Here is a 14,884-nt window from a genome sequence, read left to right on the forward strand (position 1 = left end):
ACTATTTCAAGGACGGCTCGGTGAGAGGTCAACAATTCTCGGTTCCTCCCCAACCAAAGGAGTTCATGCTAGCCGCCTTCAAGATAGGGAAAGAAATTAAGTTCGGCTCCGTCTTTGACTTCAGCCGACAACGGCACAACCATGTCACCTATCGAGGCCAGCCAGACCTCATGCTCGGCACTCAAGGAGCCGACCACGTTGAGAATCGTCGCTCCCTCGGGGAGGTCAAGCTGAATGGATCCAACTCCGCCGGGCAAGAACCGGCGGAGATTTCCATGCATATTGACCTCGACGCGGATCATGGGTGCCGGGCTCGCATTGTGGCGGCAATTTTTTCAGCGGTCATCGGCAGCGAATTCGGCCAGCAACCGGTCGCCGCCGCGATCGCATTGCCGATAGCAGCCGGTGGCTCGATGCACGGTGGCTCCCCGACGCCCTTGGCACCGTAAGGACCGGCAGCGGAGCGGCATTCGACGATAATGCTCTCGATCTCCGGGACATCCATCGCTGTCGGCATCTTGTAATCGGTCAGGTTCGCATTCATGACGCGGCCATCCTGATAGACGATCTCTTCCGACAGCGCCTGGCCTATACCTTGCGCCACGCCGCCCTCGATCTGGCCCTCGATATAGGTCGGATTGATCGCATATCCGACGTCCTGGGCCACGACATAACGATTGATCGTAACCTTGCCCGTGGCTTGATCGACCGAAAGATCGACGGCGTGGGCATGGTAGCTCGGCGTATTCCAGACAGGGAGCGGATGGTTCTTGACGCGTGCCGGATCATAGGCTGGCGCTGGCGAAATGGCCGTGCCATGCGCGATGAGTCCGCCGCCGGCCAGACGCGAGATGCGCGCCAGCTCCGCGATCGAAATCGACTTGTTGCCTGCGACCACGTGCTTGTCCTGCAGCTTCATGTTCTCAATCGGTGCTTCTAGCTGCTTGGCTGCGAGCTCGAACATCTGCCGTCGCAGCTCTTTAGCTGCCGCAATGCACGCATTGCCGACAGAGAAGGTCGTGCGGCTGCCCTGAGCGCCGTAGTCGAACGGCGCGGCCTGAGTGTCCACCCCGGTGACGTTGATGTCCGTCAAGTCGAGAGACAGCTCCTCGGCCAGCACTTGAGCAGCTCCCGTGATCGCGCCGGTGCCGATTTCGACGGCGCCGCTGACGAGCGTCGCACTCCCATCGGGGTTGATCTTGACGTAGACCCCAGACGAGCCGCCCGTCGTCATCCACCAGCTGCAGGCGATCCCCTTGCCGCGTCCTGGCTCGGGATTACGATCGTGCCAGCCGATCGCATCGGCTGCCTTGCGCAGACATTCCTCGATGCTCACGGAGGTGTGCGTCTCGCCCGAAGGACCAGGATCCCCCTCCTTGACGACGTTGCGCAGGCGCATTTCGAGAGGATCCAGGCCGAGATCCTTTGCGATCATGTCGATCTGGCTTTCCATCGCGAAATTCGCCATCGGCCCCGCCGGAGCACGGAAGGAGCCCGAATGGACCTTGTTCGTGTAGACAGCGATGCTTTCAAACGCGAGCGCTCCGGTCTTATAGGGGCCGGCCATGACCTGAAGTGCGATTGCAGCCGTGCCGGGACCTGAGCCTGCATAAGCGCCACAATCCACGATGACCCGGCCGCTTCGGGCAAGAAGATGCCCTTCCTTGTCGACGGCAGTTTTGAGCAGAACGACGGAGGCCTGACGCGGAAGCGCGGCTGTGAGCTCCTCTTCGCTCGTCGACATCACCTTGACCGGGCGGGCGGTCTTGCGCGCTAAGAGAGCTGCGAAGTGCTCGACACCAATCCTCAGCTTGCCGCCGAAGCCACCACCAATTCCTGGCACGGTCACGCGCACCCTCGCGGCGGGCAAATCGAGAATTTCGGCCAGTGTCGTTTGCGTGTCGAACGGCAATTGGGTGTTGCACCAGACCGTCACGATTCCGTTCGCGTCCCAATCCGCGGTCGCAACGCGCGGCTCGGTGTAGCCTGGATGCTGTAGCGAGGTCGTGAAACGATGCTCGTAGACCTTATGAGCTTTTGCGAAGACTGCCTCGACATCGCCGACGTGAATACGGGCTTGACCTGCGATGTTGTTGTTGCGCGAAATGATCGGAAGCGCCTTGTAGGTTTCCCAATCGGGATGGATACGGATATCGCTTGTGAGCGCCTCCTCCGGATCGTAAAGTGCCGGCAGATCCTGGTATTCAACCTCGATGGCTTCAATCGCGCGCTCGGCGATCTCGGAGGAGGTGGCAGCGACCGCGGCGACTGCATGTCCCATGAACAGGACACGATCGGTTGCGAACACGGTCGTGTCGCGCACCGCAGTTCCATAGCGGACCTGCGGGATATCAGCGGCGGTGATGATCCCGCGCACGCCGTCGATCGCAGCCGCGCGAGAGACGTCGATGTTCTTGATCAGAGCGTGCGCGCGAGCACTGCGCAGGATCTTGCCGTAGAGCATACCGGGCAGCTTGAAATCCGCAGCATAAACGTGCTTTCCGGTAACTTTGCCGACGCCATCCCGCCGGGGCAGGCGGTGACCGGCAACGCGATGGGTTTGAGCGTTCATTGCTTGGCTCCCGAAAGTGCGATGCGGTCCGCCGCGGTTTCCACCGCATCGATGATCTTGCGATAGCCGGTGCAGCGGCACAGGGTTCCTGCGATGGCTTCCCTGATCTCCTCGCGCGAGGGGCGGCAGCCCGGATGTTCGTCCAGGAATGACTTTGCCGTCAGGATCATTCCCGGGATGCAGTAGCCGCACTGAACGGCGCCGCATTCGATGAACGCTTCCTGAAGGGGATGCAGATGCTCGGGATCGCCGATCCCCTCGATCGTGGTGATCGAGCATCCCTCAGCCTGGCCCGCAAGCAGGATGCAGGAATTGACGGCCCTTCCATCAAGCAGCACCGTGCAGACGCCGCACTCTGCTTCCAGGCAGTTCTCCTTGGTGCCCATCATGCCGATCTCGTTGCGCAGGACCTGCAGCAGCGTCCAATGGGGCTCGATAAGCAGCTGGTGGCTCTCGCCATTGACAACGATATTGAGAATTTTCCGGTTCATTGATCCTGTTCCCGAATTCGTTGCAAACACGTCTCAAGCGCGCGCTCGACCATCACCGCGACAAGGCCACGGCGGTAGCCGGCCGAGGCGCGGACATCGGAGATCGGACTGGACGCCTCCGCAGCGAGCCTGCCTGCCTCCGCAAAATTTTCCTTGCTGGCGGACTGGCCAAGGAGATAGCTCTCCGCCTGTTCGGGACGGAATGCCTTTGGGCTTGCGGCCCCGATGGCGAGGCGCACGGAAGCGCAGCGCGAGGTGGAAGCCTCCAGCGTCAAACAAGCAGCAACACAAACCACCGATATTTCCATGGCGCGCCGGCGACCTTCCTTCAGGAAGGCGGTTGCGGATCTGGCTGGAAGCTTGGCAAACCGGATGTTCGTCACGATCTCGGCGGGCAAGAGAGCTGTCTTTCCCGGACCGACGATGAAGTTGCGCAACGGGGAAGAGCGCTGTCCATTGGGACCTGCCATGTCGACACTGGCATCGAGCGCGAGCAGCGGCGGCACAAAATCGGCGGCAGGCGACGCATTGACGATGTTGCCGCCGATGGTCGCGATGTTTCGTACCTGATGGCCACCGACCACGCTGGCGGCCTCTTGCAGCGCCCGCAGGTTAACCCGAAACGCAGGATGCGTTTCGATCGCGCGGTACCTCGTCAGCGCCCCAAGAGTGAACGCGCCGGCAGCCTCGGTGATTTCGTTCATGCCGGGCAGGCACGCGACATCGATCAGATGGACCGGATCGATCTTCTTCCGATGGATCTGGATGACTGTATCGGTTCCGCCGGCAACATAGCGTGCGGTGGGCGCAAACCGTTGAGCAAAGTCGATAGCTTCGGTGACGCTGGCTGGACGATGCAGATCAAAGCTCATGACTTGCTACCTTCCCTTCGCCTGGGCAACAGCAGGCCACACTTGGGAGCCCATCATCGCGATCGTCTCCTCGATCGTACCTCCTTCAGGCGCAAAGGGCATGATGATGATCCCGTCGACGCCGGCCTGGCGCAGCTCGATCACACGCGCGGTCACCTCCTCGACATTGCCGGCCAGAGTGAAGGCATTGATATGGCGATCGGTCACATATGGCAGCAGAGGAAGATAAGGCGTCACGCCAGCGGCGTAATGGGCGCCCTGAACCGAGGCGAGTATATCCTCCGGCAAGGTCAGCCCCTGCTCTTCGGCCGTTTCGAATTTGAGACGCCCTGCACCGAGCAATCTTGCAACCGTCGGCCGCAGCGCGTCGCGGGCGGCCTGACCGTCTGGGGCAACACAGGCGTTGAGCCGGACGATAAGCCTGACGGACTTGGGATCGCGACCTGCCTTCTTCGCTCCATCATCCAGTCTCGCACGGAACGCCTTGACTTCCGGAGCATTGCCGCCTGCTTCCATGAACGCAGCGTCGGCGCAAGCGCCTGCCGTCCGTTGGCCGAGCGGACCGTTGCTGGCCACATAGATTGGGATATCAGCGCGAACAGGAGTGAAGTTCAGCTTGCCCTCCTTGAACTGAATGACCTCTCCGTCGTAGGTGACGGTCTCGCCACGCAGGAGCATCCGGATCACCTCGATCGCTTCGCTGATAGCGCGCGCCGGCTTCTTCCGATCGATGCCAAGCTCAGCGAAGCCGGAAATACCGGCGCCGAGGCCGAGAATTGCGCGCTTGTTGGAAATCTCGTCGAGTGTCGCAATCGCCATGGCTGTCAGTGCAGGATGTCTGGCGTAGGGATCTGTCACGCAAGGTCCGAGCCTGACCCGAGACGTATTTTGCGCGAAATATCCCAGACACGAATAGACCTCCCGATAGAACCGTTCATCGGCAAGCCAGACCGTGTCGTATCCGCTCGCTTCGGCGAGCTTGACGCGATCAAGCATCTTGACCATGGGCGCGTTGCCGAGAATCAGCAGGTCGAGGGTCATCTTGTCGGTATCCTGTTTGCGCATACGTCTTGGATCAGGCAGAGCTCAACGCGAAGGAGGGATCATTCTATCTCGTCGCTGACGAAATAGATGTTCTTCGAGCGATCGAGATACTTGCCATAAAGCTCTTCTCGCAGTGCAACACCAGCCGGTGAGGCAAGGTCCTTGTCGTGTTGCTCCAGGCTCTTGACTTCGATCCTTTCGATATATTGCCACGTTGAGTTTTCGGCGCCCTGGATGGGGCGGCGAATGCGATGAACCTTATAGCTCACGTAATTGTCGAGGCTACGCACGAGAACGTAGTCGCGCTCGCGCACCCAAGCCTCATATTCCGCCGGGTCGACCCCTTCCTTGAGCGTGCTGATCAGGAAACGGACTGGCATGTGACTTTCTCCTTGGCTGTTTGCCCCATTCGGGTTGATCGAATATTGCCGACCACTTTGACACGCACGCGCATGGCATTTCCGGGCAGATAGGCGATCGGCGTATCCTCCGCCTCGACCAGCGCGAGCGATTCTGAGTCCGCGCCGGCCTCCACTGCCCGGGATTCGGCAAGCTTGCGTGCTGAAGCAACCGCCTCGTCTCGCGTCAGTCCCTGAAACACCTGGTCGACTTCACCACTGACCTGGGCAATGGCTGCGCCAACCGCATTCGCGCAACCACCGTGCTGAACCCGGACGACACGCCCGACGCCCTGCAATTCTTCCGGAACAAGAAACGCGCCGCCACCGACCGCAATCAGCGTGATGTCTGAAGCGTTTGTCTTCATCCGGTCGACGTTCTCTTCCAGCATCTCCTTGCAGCGGCGCAGAATCCTTTTCACGTCATCGGCAGCGATGTGTGCCACACGCTTGCGATCGCCGAGATCGATCAGTCCCGCGGCAACGCCGATGTCCGTCGCCGTCACGCGATTGCCGCCAAACACCAGCGCTTCCGTGGACAGGCGATACCCAACGCTAAGCGGCCCGATGGTTGCCGCTTCAAGGTCGATATGGCTGCCGCCACCTAGTCCGATCGAAACGAGATCCGGCATACGGAACAGGGTCCTGACGCCTCCAATATGAACAACCGCGTTGGCTTCACGGGGAAAGCCATTTCTCAAGTAGCCAAAGTCCGCCGTCGTGCCGCCGACGTCGACCACCACCGCATCTTTGAGCCCCGAAAGATAGGCCGCACCACGCATTGAGTTGGTCGCACCGGAGGCAAAGCTGAACACCGGGTAGGTAGCGGCACGCGAGGCCTCCGCGACCGTGCCGTCGTTTTGCGTGACAAAAAGCGGCGCGTTCAGCCCGACTTTTGACTTGGCATGCTCAAAAGCCGTGATGGTCTCCCGCGCAAGCGCAATGAGAGAAGCATTGAGAATGGCCGCGTTCTCACGTTCGAGCAATCCTATCCCGCCGAGCAAATGTGCGCAGGTCACCGACACATCGGGGATTTCTTCGCGCAGGATGGCGGCGACCGCTTCTTCATCGGACGGATCAAGCGGAGAGAACAGTGCGTTGACCACGACGTATTTGAGGCCGAGATTGCGTATTTCGCGCGCAATTCTTCTGGCTGCGGTAGTATCCAGAGGGGCGAACCTGCGCCCGTCGTAATCGTGGCCGCCTTCAATTTGAAAGACCCCGCCATTGGCGAGCTCAGCGAGGCCAGCCGGCCAATCGGTGAAGGGCGGCAAGGAGCTCGTGGCGGGGAGCGCGACCCGGATCACCGCCACTTTCGTCAGATGACGGCGCTGAACGACCGCATTGATGAAGTGGGTCGTGCCGATCATCAGCGCGTCGAGACCACTGTCATGCTCGGCGCTCAGATCGAGTGCCTCGATGGCCGCAGCCACACCACTGGTGACGTCGGCCGTGGTCGCGACCTTCACGCCCTGCACGACCTTTCCGCCGTCGATCAGCACGGCATCCGTATTGGTGCCACCTACGTCAATCCCAATGCGTCTCATGAGCAGAATACCGACTTGAAATCGATGTCATAACCAAAGGCGCGGGGGCCGACATGGTCGAGTCCGCGCGGCGAGAGGAAGACCGGAGCCGCCGGCAGCGCGATCACCGTCGTCCGCTGCCCGTAGCGAATGGTTTCCGTTCCGATCGCCTCGCCGGATTCGCTGTCGAGAACGCAAATAAGGTCCGGCGTCGAGACGAGCGCCTGCCCATCACGCCACACGACGATCCACTCATTCTGGAAGTCGATCCGGATCTGGCTGCCGTGGTCATCGCCAAGCCCCTCCACGACCGTGCGGCCGCGCAGGAAGCCCTCCGTTGTCCGCCGCTCGACTTCAACGATCTTGCCGGAGAACAGGAACTTGCCGGATTCCGCCTTCAGAATGGCCGCAATCGGGTCGGCGTGTTCCCGGTTGGCCTCAGCAACCGCCCGTCCGAGATTAATGGCCTTGGATGTGGTATGGGGAATGGCCCACTTTTTCACCTCAGCACCGGTGCGCGGCGCCTTGCAGGTCGCAACGATGGACCCGAACTCAGTGCAAAGCTTTCGGCTCACGCGCTCCATCCATTTCCAGGACGAGGTTTTGCCAACGATGGCCTCATTACCGCGCGGGTCTACTGAGGTCAGCGGATAAGGAGCGAGATTGCCCACTGCAAAGCTTGTCATTTGCGCTTCGGGATAGGCCCGGCCCATCGCATCGGCGTCGACAACTGGAATTTTCAGGTGAACGGCAGCAAGCAAGGACTGCATGCCGTTGCCGCCGCCGATCTCGACCGCCATCACCGCCCTGAACTTGCGGCCAAGATGCTCCTCCATAGCCGAAACGGCGCGAGCGATCAGCCTGCTGTCAACCAGACGTTCCTGGAAGACAAGCGGCGCGCCCATGATGGAGACAACCGCGATCGCATCATCATCGTCCAGCTCATCAGGATCGATCAGATCGACGCGAACGCCCGCATCGTAGAAACGTCGCAAATTCAAGAGCGCGTGATACGGACTCCCGCCCCCGCCTGTTCCGAGAATCCAGGCACCGACCGAGAGCGCCTCGATATCCTCTGGACTCAATTGCCTCATCTATATCCTCCAAGCCGCATCGATTGCGGCGATAAAAAACCGATCAAGCAGCAACCGGGCCGCCGCCTCTGCCAAGCGCGCGCTGCGCCCGCTGCAGCAGAAACTGATCGCCGAAGCGGTGCGCTATGCGCTGAGCGGCAGTTGTAAGCAGCGTGATCGCGCGATTCCTCTCCTCATCGCTCATGTGCGAGGCTGGATACGAAATACAGAACCCCACGGTCTCGCGGATTTCTGGATCGGAGACGCTCACTGAGATTGAGCCGACCCCGGGGATCGCCTCATCGAGGGCCTCGGCCCAGCCGAACCGGCGCGGCTGATCCAGCGCCGCCACCAGCTCGTCGACATTTTGAGGCGCGCGCGGCGAAGGCGGAGTGACACCTTCAACATGAAGCGAGCGCACCACGCCATCCGGAAAGCGCGAGAGCAGACTGCGCCCAATCGCAGTCGCAAAGGCAGGAGCACGCTGACCCAGCGGCGTGAAGACACGCAAGGCGTGGGAGCCCTGATGCATCCGGATGACCAGAACATCCGCACCATCAAGGATCGAGACATAACCGGTGTGCCCGGTCTCTCGAGTGATCTCCTTTACGGCCTCATCGACGGCGTCAATCAGGGAAGAGTTCAGCTTGTAGAGGCGCGAAATCTCGAAAAGCAGATTTCCGACCTTATAGCGCGGCGGATTCTCCGAGCGCGACAGCAGCCCCTCAAGCAGCATCGTCTTCAGCAACCGAGATGCTGAACTTTTAGGCATATTCAACAGTTGCGAGACATCTGTCACCGAGACCTCAAGCCTGCCTGGCCCGAAAAGTCTAAGGATTTGCGCTGCGTTTTCTATTGAGCCCACTTTTTCATCACCTAGTTTCGTATGTTGAAACTGAGTTGACAATAACAGAACGATGACAATAATGCAAGCCATCGCGCACCGGATGACCGGCAAATCTTTCGCGCAGAGTCAGGAGGGGAATGAGATGACCAGCGACACGCGCCGTCGGGACTTTTTGAAGTTTGCCGCAACCAGCGTCGCGGCCCTCACATTCACCGGCACAGCTCGTTTGGCTGCCGCACAGGAAAAGCGAACGCTGACAGTCGCCTGGGATGCCGACATCGACACGCTCGATCCGGCCTCCTTCAAGACGTCGGCCGGCTACACGGTGCAGGCCAACGTTTACGACAGCCCGCTGATGTGGAAGGTGCAGCCGGTCGAGGGGAAGCCGGGGGTGTCGCAAGCAAAGCCTGGCGAGATCGAGAGCGGCATCGCCCAGTCCTGGTCCTTCGAAAATGGCAACGCCACGCTGGTGCTGAACATCCGCAAAGGCTTGAAATTACCGAGCGGCCGCGATGTCAACGCCACGACCGTGAAGTATCTCCTCGACCGCGGGCTGCAGTCACCGGGTTATATGCGCCTCCTGTTTCCGCGCCTTCTTGGGATAACCAAGCCCGAGCAGTTCAAGGTGCGCGACGACTTCACGATCGAGATCAACATGCCCTCGCCCAGCCCGATGGCGCTGGACATGATGGCGCTTATGAATAACGCGCTGCTTGATCCGGAAGAGGTCAAGGCGAATGCGACCGCGGACGATCCCTGGGCCGCCAACTGGTTGAAGCGAAGCACAGCCGGCCTCGGGCCGTATCAGCTAGTCAAGAACCAGCCGGGCGTCGAGGTCGTCCTGGAAGCGCAGGCCGATCACTGGCGTGGTCGTCCCTATTTCGATCGGATCGTCCTCAAATATGTACCGAACGAAGCCGACCGCTTGCTGCTGCTCAAGCGCAAGGCCATCGACATGGTGGTTGGCAGATCAACGCTGTCTCCGCGCAATGTGAAGAGTCTCGAGGCGGAGCCAGGTTTGAAGACCGTCTCCGTGCCGGACACCCTGTGTCACTGGCTTTGCATGAACACGCAGAAGGCGCCGCTTAACAATGTCAAAGTGAGGCAGGCCATCAACTACGCGATCCCGGTCCAGGCCATCATCCCGAGCGTGCTGTATGGTTTTGGCACCGAGATGAAGAGCCCTGTGCCTAGTTTGACGCCCGGTTACGACAACACGATCAGTCCCTACAAGTACGACATCGCAAAGGCCAAGGAGTTGATGCGCGAGGCGGGCTTCGGCAAGGAGCCGGTTCCGATCGACCTTGCGGTACGCGCTGGATGGCAGCCGCACGAGCAGGCCTCGGTCTGGCTCCAGACCGAGCTGGAGAAGATCGGCTTCAAGGTGAGCATCGTCAAGGAAACCGAAGCCACCTTCCGCCAGATCGCAACCAAAGGCGATCACCAGCTTTCGATCGAGTCTTGGCAGTCCTGGATCAACGATCCCTTCTATCACCTGTTCTTCAACTTCCACAGCACAGCGAAAGGCACGAACACCTCATTCTATTCCAATCCGGAAGTCGACAAGCTGATCGATGAGAACATGCATGAAACCGACACCAGCAAGCGTCTGGCGGCGGCAAAACGCCTGCAGGAGATCATCATCGGCGACGCCGTCTGGGGGCACCTCTGGTACGAGAACTGGACCCGCGTCATGCGATCCGACCTCGTTGGCATTGAGAAGCGTTGGGATAGTTATGAGCGCTTTTTCAGCATGAAGCTCGCCTGAGCACGTCGTCTTCGTACAAACGAGAGAGCGCTCCAATGGGTTTCTTCAATTATGTCATGCGACGGTTTGCGCTGGCTCTGCCGACCTTGTTCGGGGTCAGCGTGATCTGCTTTACCCTCACCTACCTGCTTCCGGGCAATCCGGCCATGGTCAAGGCGGGCCCGTTTGCCACGCCCGAACATCTCGCTGAAATGGAGCACCAAATGGGCCTGGATCGCCCGTTCCCGGAGCAATACTACCGCTACGTCGCCGGCATCTTTCAAGGCGATCTTGGCGAGAGTGCCTCGACGGGACGGCCGGTGTCTCAGGACTTTCTGCAGCGCCTGCCCGCCACTCTCGAGCTCAATCTGGCGAGCCTTCTCATCGCGATTGTGATCGGACTGCCTCTTGGGGTCTTGTCAGCGGTGCATCGCGACACATTGATCGACCATATCGGACGAGTGGTCGGCATCATGGGTGTCGCCATGCCGAGCTTTCTGACCGGACTCGTGTTCGTTTACGTCTTCTTTTACATGTTCAACTTGGCCCCCTCACCGCTTGGACGCTTGGGATCGGGCATAGAACCTCCGGCACACATAACCGGACTTTATGTGATCGACTCCCTGCTTACCGGAAACTGGATCACCTTACGATCAAGTCTGCATCAGCTCATGCTGCCTGCAGCGACCCTCGGGCTCAGCGCGATCGCGCCAGTCGCACGCATGGTGCGGTCCACCATGCTTGAGATCCTCGAGTCCGACTACATCAAGGCGGCCTGGGCGGCCGGATTGCCGCGAAGAACGGTGATCTATCGGGATGCGCTGCGAAATGCGCTGATACCTGTGATCACGATTTCCGGAATCGTTTTTGGATTCTTGATGGCCGGAAATGCGGTGGTCGAAAGCGTGTTCTCATGGCCTGGTATTGGAAATTACGCGGTGACTGCATTGCTTACGAAGGACTCGGCTCCGATCCAGTCTTTCATCCTCTTCGTCGCAGTGACGTGTGTCATGGTCAATTTGGCGGTCGATATTGCGTACGGCCTCGTTGATCCCCGGATTAGGTTCAGCTGATGTCCTCATCATTGTCTGTCTCCTCTTCGATTTCGCAACCAGCGGCTTCATCTCTGGTGTGGCAGCGGCTTCAGCGCAATCCCGTCTCCTTTGCGGCACTGTGCGTGATCATGCTGATCGCGGCGGCCGCGATATTGGCGCCGATCGTGGCGCCCTACGCGCCCGATGCCACCGACCCTGCAGCTTCTTTGCAGCCGCCTTCCTGGCACCATGCGCTTGGTACTGACGAGTTCGGACGCGATCAACTCTCGCGAATCATTTTTGCGGCCCGAGTCGACCTGCTGGTTGCCTTTGCGGCAACGTTTGTTGCCGTTTCAATCGGAGGGTTGCTTGGAGCGGTCGTCGGATACAGCCGGGGGTGGGCTGATGCGATCGCGATGCGCGTCGTCGACGCTCTGATGGCCTTCCCGGCCTTCGTACTGGCCATGGGCATCACGGCGGGGCTTGGCAATTCCACCACCAATGTCGCAATTGCCATCTCGATCACACAAATCCCGGCCTACCTGCGGCTGACCCGTGGAGAGATGCTTCGGCTTCGCGAGATGGAATATGCCGATGCTGCTCGCACGCTCGGCAATCCGACCTGGAGGATTGTGCTGATTCACCTGCTGCCGAACTGTCTTCCGCCGCTGATTGTGCAAGCGACGCTCTCGACGGGCTTTGCCCTTCTGACGATGGCCTCGCTCTCCTTCATTGGACTTGGAATTCAGCCGCCACAGAGCGAATGGGGCGTGATGACCGCAGAAGGTGCCTCACAGATCGTTACCGGAGAATGGTGGCTGTTCCTGTTTCCCGGCCTTGCGATCATGACCTCCGTTCTCGCATTCAACCTTATCGGTGACGGATTGCGTGATTTGCTGGACCCGCGCATGAGGGGTTTGAGATGACCGAGCTGCTTGAGATCTCTGATTTGACCGTCCATTTTGAGATCAACCAGGGCGCCATCGAAGCAGTCGACCACATCAACCTGACCATCCGCCGGGGGGAGGTTCTCGGGCTGGTCGGCGAGTCCGGGTCGGGAAAGTCGGTCACGTCTTTTGCCATTCTGCGCCTGATCCGTCCGCCAGGGCGTGTCTCCGGAAGGGTTCACTTTGACGGCGTAGACCTTGGCACGCTTTCTGAGGAAGAGATGCGGCGCATGCGCGGCGGAAAGATCGCGATGGTATCGCAGACGCCGCGAACCGCGCTCAACCCGCTCCTGACCGTTGGAAAGCAGATTTCACGCTTGCTGATGGTGCACGCCGGCTTGTCGCCACGAGAGGCCGACAAGAAGATGCTCGAGATGCTGCGCCTTGTCCGCATTCCGGCGCCCGAAAAGCGAGCCAAGCAATACCCGCATCAGCTCTCGGGAGGAATGTGTCAGCGGATCATGATCGCTATGGCGCTTGCAACCTCCCCTCAGCTCCTGCTCGCGGACGAGCCAACGACCGGGCTCGACGTTTCGATCGCGGCCAAGATTCTTGATCTGCTGCGCGAATTGAGCGCGAAAACAGGTGCGGCGATCATGCTCGTCACGCACGATCTTGGCGTCGTTGCCGAGATCTGCGACCGCGTCGCCGTTATGCATGCCGGCCAGGTTGTTGAATGCGCGCCCGTGCGGGAGCTGTTCCATAATCCGGCCCATCCCTACACGAAGGCGCTCGTCCGATCGATACCGAGGGTCGATCGCGACGTCGTTCTAGAGCCCATACCAGGGTCGGTTCCTTCCCTGGTCAACCCGCCGAGCGGGTGCCGTTACGCAGGGCGCTGTGAGTGGGTGATGGATCGCTGTCGCGCCGCACGCCCTACGATGATCGAGGCCGGTCCCGGCCATGTTGTAGCATGTTATGGATTCGAGGAACGCCGTGGCACTTGTTGAGATACGTGATCTGCAGATGCATTTTCCGCTCGGCGGGGTGGCCGGCACTCTCGCGCGCCTACGCGGTCAGGAACAGCCCGTCGTGCGGGCGGTCGATTCAGTCTCCTTCGATATAGAAGCCGGCGAGACGGTTGGATTGGTTGGCGAATCCGGCTGTGGAAAATCGACCGTCGCGCGTTGCTTGGTTCGGCTAGTCGAGCCGACGGCGGGATCCGTCCGCTATGATGGCACGGACATAGCGAGGCTTGATGCCCATGCCATGAAGCCGTTGCGCCGCGATATCCAGATGGTGTTTCAGGATCCTACTGCCTCGCTCAATCCTAGACTAACGGTGAGACGGATGGTCGAGGAGGCCCTCACGCTCCATACCAAGCTTCCGGCGAAGGAGCGGCGCGAGCTCGTCGAGGAGCTCATGCAGGAGGTGGGGCTCGGCCGCGATCTGTTGGACCGGTATCCGCACGAGCTTTCGGGCGGTCAACGCCAGCGGGTCAATATCGCCAGGGCGATTGCAACGAATCCCCGCTTCGTTGTTCTTGACGAGCCAACCTCCGCACTCGACGTATCGCTACGCTCGCGAGCAATTCTCCTGCTGGAGAAACTGCGCGAGCAACTCGGGTTGTCTTACCTGTTCATTTCACACGATCTGGCCACTGTGAAGTACCTGGCGAGCCGCGTTGCCGTGATGTATCTCGGCAGCATAGTGGAGATGTCGGGCACCAAGGATCTGTTTGCAAAGCCCTTGCATCCCTACTCGCGCGCTTTGCTAGCGGCCGTTCCAGTTCCGGATCCTGACGCAAAGCGCGACGATTTCGCTTTGTCGGGCGAAATTCCAAGCCCTATCGATATCGCGCCTGGATGCAGGCTGAGAGGTCGCTGTCCGTTGGCCAAACCTGTATGCGCGGAAAGACCGCCTTTGAAGGAGGTTGCGCCCGGCCGGTTCGTGGCCTGTCACCTGGTCTGATAAGGACGTCTATAAATGTTAGAGCCGCGGTGCTGAGGAGCTCGAGTTCAAGATGGCTGTTGTCCGGTTTGTTTTTGCGGCATTGAAGCCTTGAGGTCAGCGCAGTTGACTATGAACGAGTCGAACGCGACGTGGATTGTGTGTTTCCTTCGAAGTTGAAGTTGATCGTGAGCTATCGCACGCATCGAATCACCGAAACGACCTCTCCTGTGGCCCGCGGGACTATTGAGCGTAGACCCATCGTGCGGTCTGCGAGGCTGAACTCGCTGTCGCAGGCAAGCGAACTGATCGACGACCTTTACGAGAAGCATTTGGTTGGATAAATCGAAGACGGTATCGGTCTGGTCGGAACGTATCGAGCCGTGACACCCGCGACGAGGCGCTTGGTCTGGATGCGTCTGCTTCGGATCTACTCGTTCTGA

The 14,884-nt window shown here is 59.9% G+C and carries 14 protein-coding genes; 5 read left to right on the forward strand and 9 right to left on the reverse strand.

Annotation, left to right across the window (positions count from 1 at the left end; translation table 11 throughout):
* Nucleotides 1-68 precede the first annotated feature (68 nt).
* The 9 genes from QA642_RS41055 to QA642_RS41095 form a co-directional block, all read right to left on the reverse strand.
* Nucleotides 69-302, reverse strand: coding sequence for a MoaD/ThiS family protein (locus tag QA642_RS41055; protein WP_283081915.1), 234 nt, complete (start codon nt 300-302; stop codon nt 69-71).
* Nucleotides 299-2,572, reverse strand: coding sequence for a xanthine dehydrogenase family protein molybdopterin-binding subunit (locus tag QA642_RS41060; protein ID WP_283081916.1), 2,274 nt, complete (start codon nt 2,570-2,572; stop codon nt 299-301). The genes QA642_RS41055 and QA642_RS41060 overlap by 4 nt, the downstream gene beginning before the upstream one ends.
* Nucleotides 2,569-3,063 (reverse strand): (2Fe-2S)-binding protein, encoded by a 495-nt coding sequence (locus QA642_RS41065; RefSeq protein WP_129146051.1) that lies wholly within the window; start codon nt 3,061-3,063, stop codon nt 2,569-2,571. The genes QA642_RS41060 and QA642_RS41065 overlap by 4 nt, the downstream gene beginning before the upstream one ends.
* Nucleotides 3,060-3,935 (reverse strand): xanthine dehydrogenase family protein subunit M, encoded by an 876-nt coding sequence (locus QA642_RS41070; protein ID WP_283081917.1) that lies wholly within the window; start codon nt 3,933-3,935, stop codon nt 3,060-3,062. Before QA642_RS41070 ends, QA642_RS41065 begins: the two co-directional genes overlap by 4 nt.
* A 6-nt stretch (nt 3,936-3,941) precedes the next feature.
* Nucleotides 3,942-4,976 (reverse strand): LLM class flavin-dependent oxidoreductase, encoded by a 1,035-nt coding sequence (locus tag QA642_RS41075; protein ID WP_283081918.1) that lies wholly within the window; start codon nt 4,974-4,976, stop codon nt 3,942-3,944.
* A 62-nt stretch (nt 4,977-5,038) separates the two neighbouring features.
* Nucleotides 5,039-5,359 carry a hypothetical protein gene (locus QA642_RS41080; protein WP_283081919.1) on the reverse strand — a complete coding sequence of 107 codons (321 nt, stop codon included), beginning with the start codon at nt 5,357-5,359 and terminating at the stop codon, nt 5,039-5,041.
* Entirely contained in the window at nt 5,341-6,924 is a 1,584-nt protein-coding gene (locus QA642_RS41085) for a hydantoinase/oxoprolinase family protein (protein ID WP_283081920.1), read from the reverse strand. Before QA642_RS41085 ends, QA642_RS41080 begins: the two co-directional genes overlap by 19 nt.
* Nucleotides 6,921-7,997, reverse strand: coding sequence for a DUF917 domain-containing protein (locus tag QA642_RS41090; protein ID WP_283081921.1), 1,077 nt, complete (start codon nt 7,995-7,997; stop codon nt 6,921-6,923). Before QA642_RS41090 ends, QA642_RS41085 begins: the two co-directional genes overlap by 4 nt.
* A gap of 43 nt (nt 7,998-8,040) precedes the next feature.
* Nucleotides 8,041-8,775 carry an IclR family transcriptional regulator gene (locus QA642_RS41095; RefSeq protein WP_283081922.1) on the reverse strand — a complete coding sequence of 245 codons (735 nt, stop codon included), beginning with the start codon at nt 8,773-8,775 and terminating at the stop codon, nt 8,041-8,043.
* 190 nt (nt 8,776-8,965) lie between these two features.
* Here QA642_RS41095 and QA642_RS41100 point away from each other — a divergent pair, with 190 nt between their 5' ends.
* The 5 genes from QA642_RS41100 to QA642_RS41120 are packed head-to-tail and all read left to right on the forward strand — an operon-like array spanning nt 8,966 to nt 14,462.
* Nucleotides 8,966-10,591, forward strand: coding sequence for an ABC transporter substrate-binding protein (locus QA642_RS41100; protein ID WP_283081923.1), 1,626 nt, complete (start codon nt 8,966-8,968; stop codon nt 10,589-10,591).
* Between the two features lie 35 nt (nt 10,592-10,626).
* Nucleotides 10,627-11,643 carry an ABC transporter permease gene (locus QA642_RS41105; protein ID WP_283081924.1) on the forward strand — a complete coding sequence of 339 codons (1,017 nt, stop codon included), beginning with the start codon at nt 10,627-10,629 and terminating at the stop codon, nt 11,641-11,643.
* Nucleotides 11,643-12,530 (forward strand): ABC transporter permease, encoded by an 888-nt coding sequence (locus QA642_RS41110; protein ID WP_283081925.1) that lies wholly within the window; start codon nt 11,643-11,645, stop codon nt 12,528-12,530. Before QA642_RS41105 ends, QA642_RS41110 begins: the two co-directional genes overlap by 1 nt.
* On the forward strand, nt 12,527-13,501 hold the full coding sequence (locus QA642_RS41115) for an ABC transporter ATP-binding protein (RefSeq protein ID WP_271610468.1): 975 nt from the start codon (nt 12,527-12,529) through the stop codon (nt 13,499-13,501). Before QA642_RS41110 ends, QA642_RS41115 begins: the two co-directional genes overlap by 4 nt.
* Nucleotides 13,488-14,462 (forward strand): ABC transporter ATP-binding protein, encoded by a 975-nt coding sequence (locus tag QA642_RS41120; RefSeq protein WP_271610467.1) that lies wholly within the window; start codon nt 13,488-13,490, stop codon nt 14,460-14,462. The genes QA642_RS41115 and QA642_RS41120 overlap by 14 nt, the downstream gene beginning before the upstream one ends.
* Nucleotides 14,463-14,884: the final 422 nt, after the last annotated feature.

It is taken from the genome of Bradyrhizobium sp. CB2312 (assembly GCF_029714425.1).
In the GTDB taxonomy this organism is placed as follows: Bacteria; Pseudomonadota; Alphaproteobacteria; order Rhizobiales; family Xanthobacteraceae; genus Bradyrhizobium.

Excerpts from the sequence above, each read along its gene's own strand:
- QA642_RS41070 (WP_283081917.1), bottom strand. The coding sequence starts at position 3,935 with ATGAGCTTTGATCTGCATCGTCCAGCCAGCGTCACCGAAGCTATCGAC.
- QA642_RS41065 (WP_129146051.1), bottom strand. The coding sequence starts at position 3,063 with ATGAACCGGAAAATTCTCAATATCGTTGTCAATGGCGAGAGCCACCAG.
- QA642_RS41080 (WP_283081919.1), bottom strand. The coding sequence starts at position 5,359 with ATGCCAGTCCGTTTCCTGATCAGCACGCTCAAGGAAGGGGTCGACCCG.
- QA642_RS41110 (WP_283081925.1), top strand. The coding sequence starts at position 11,643 with ATGTCCTCATCATTGTCTGTCTCCTCTTCGATTTCGCAACCAGCGGCT.
- QA642_RS41115 (WP_271610468.1), top strand. The coding sequence starts at position 12,527 with ATGACCGAGCTGCTTGAGATCTCTGATTTGACCGTCCATTTTGAGATC.
- QA642_RS41055 (WP_283081915.1), bottom strand. The coding sequence starts at position 302 with ATGATCCGCGTCGAGGTCAATATGCATGGAAATCTCCGCCGGTTCTTG.
- QA642_RS41090 (WP_283081921.1), bottom strand. The coding sequence starts at position 7,997 with ATGAGGCAATTGAGTCCAGAGGATATCGAGGCGCTCTCGGTCGGTGCC.
- QA642_RS41105 (WP_283081924.1), top strand. The coding sequence starts at position 10,627 with ATGGGTTTCTTCAATTATGTCATGCGACGGTTTGCGCTGGCTCTGCCG.
- QA642_RS41075 (WP_283081918.1), bottom strand. The coding sequence starts at position 4,976 with ATGACCCTCGACCTGCTGATTCTCGGCAACGCGCCCATGGTCAAGATG.
- QA642_RS41060 (WP_283081916.1), bottom strand. The coding sequence starts at position 2,572 with ATGAACGCTCAAACCCATCGCGTTGCCGGTCACCGCCTGCCCCGGCGG.
- QA642_RS41085 (WP_283081920.1), bottom strand. The coding sequence starts at position 6,924 with ATGAGACGCATTGGGATTGACGTAGGTGGCACCAATACGGATGCCGTG.
- QA642_RS41100 (WP_283081923.1), top strand. The coding sequence starts at position 8,966 with ATGACCAGCGACACGCGCCGTCGGGACTTTTTGAAGTTTGCCGCAACC.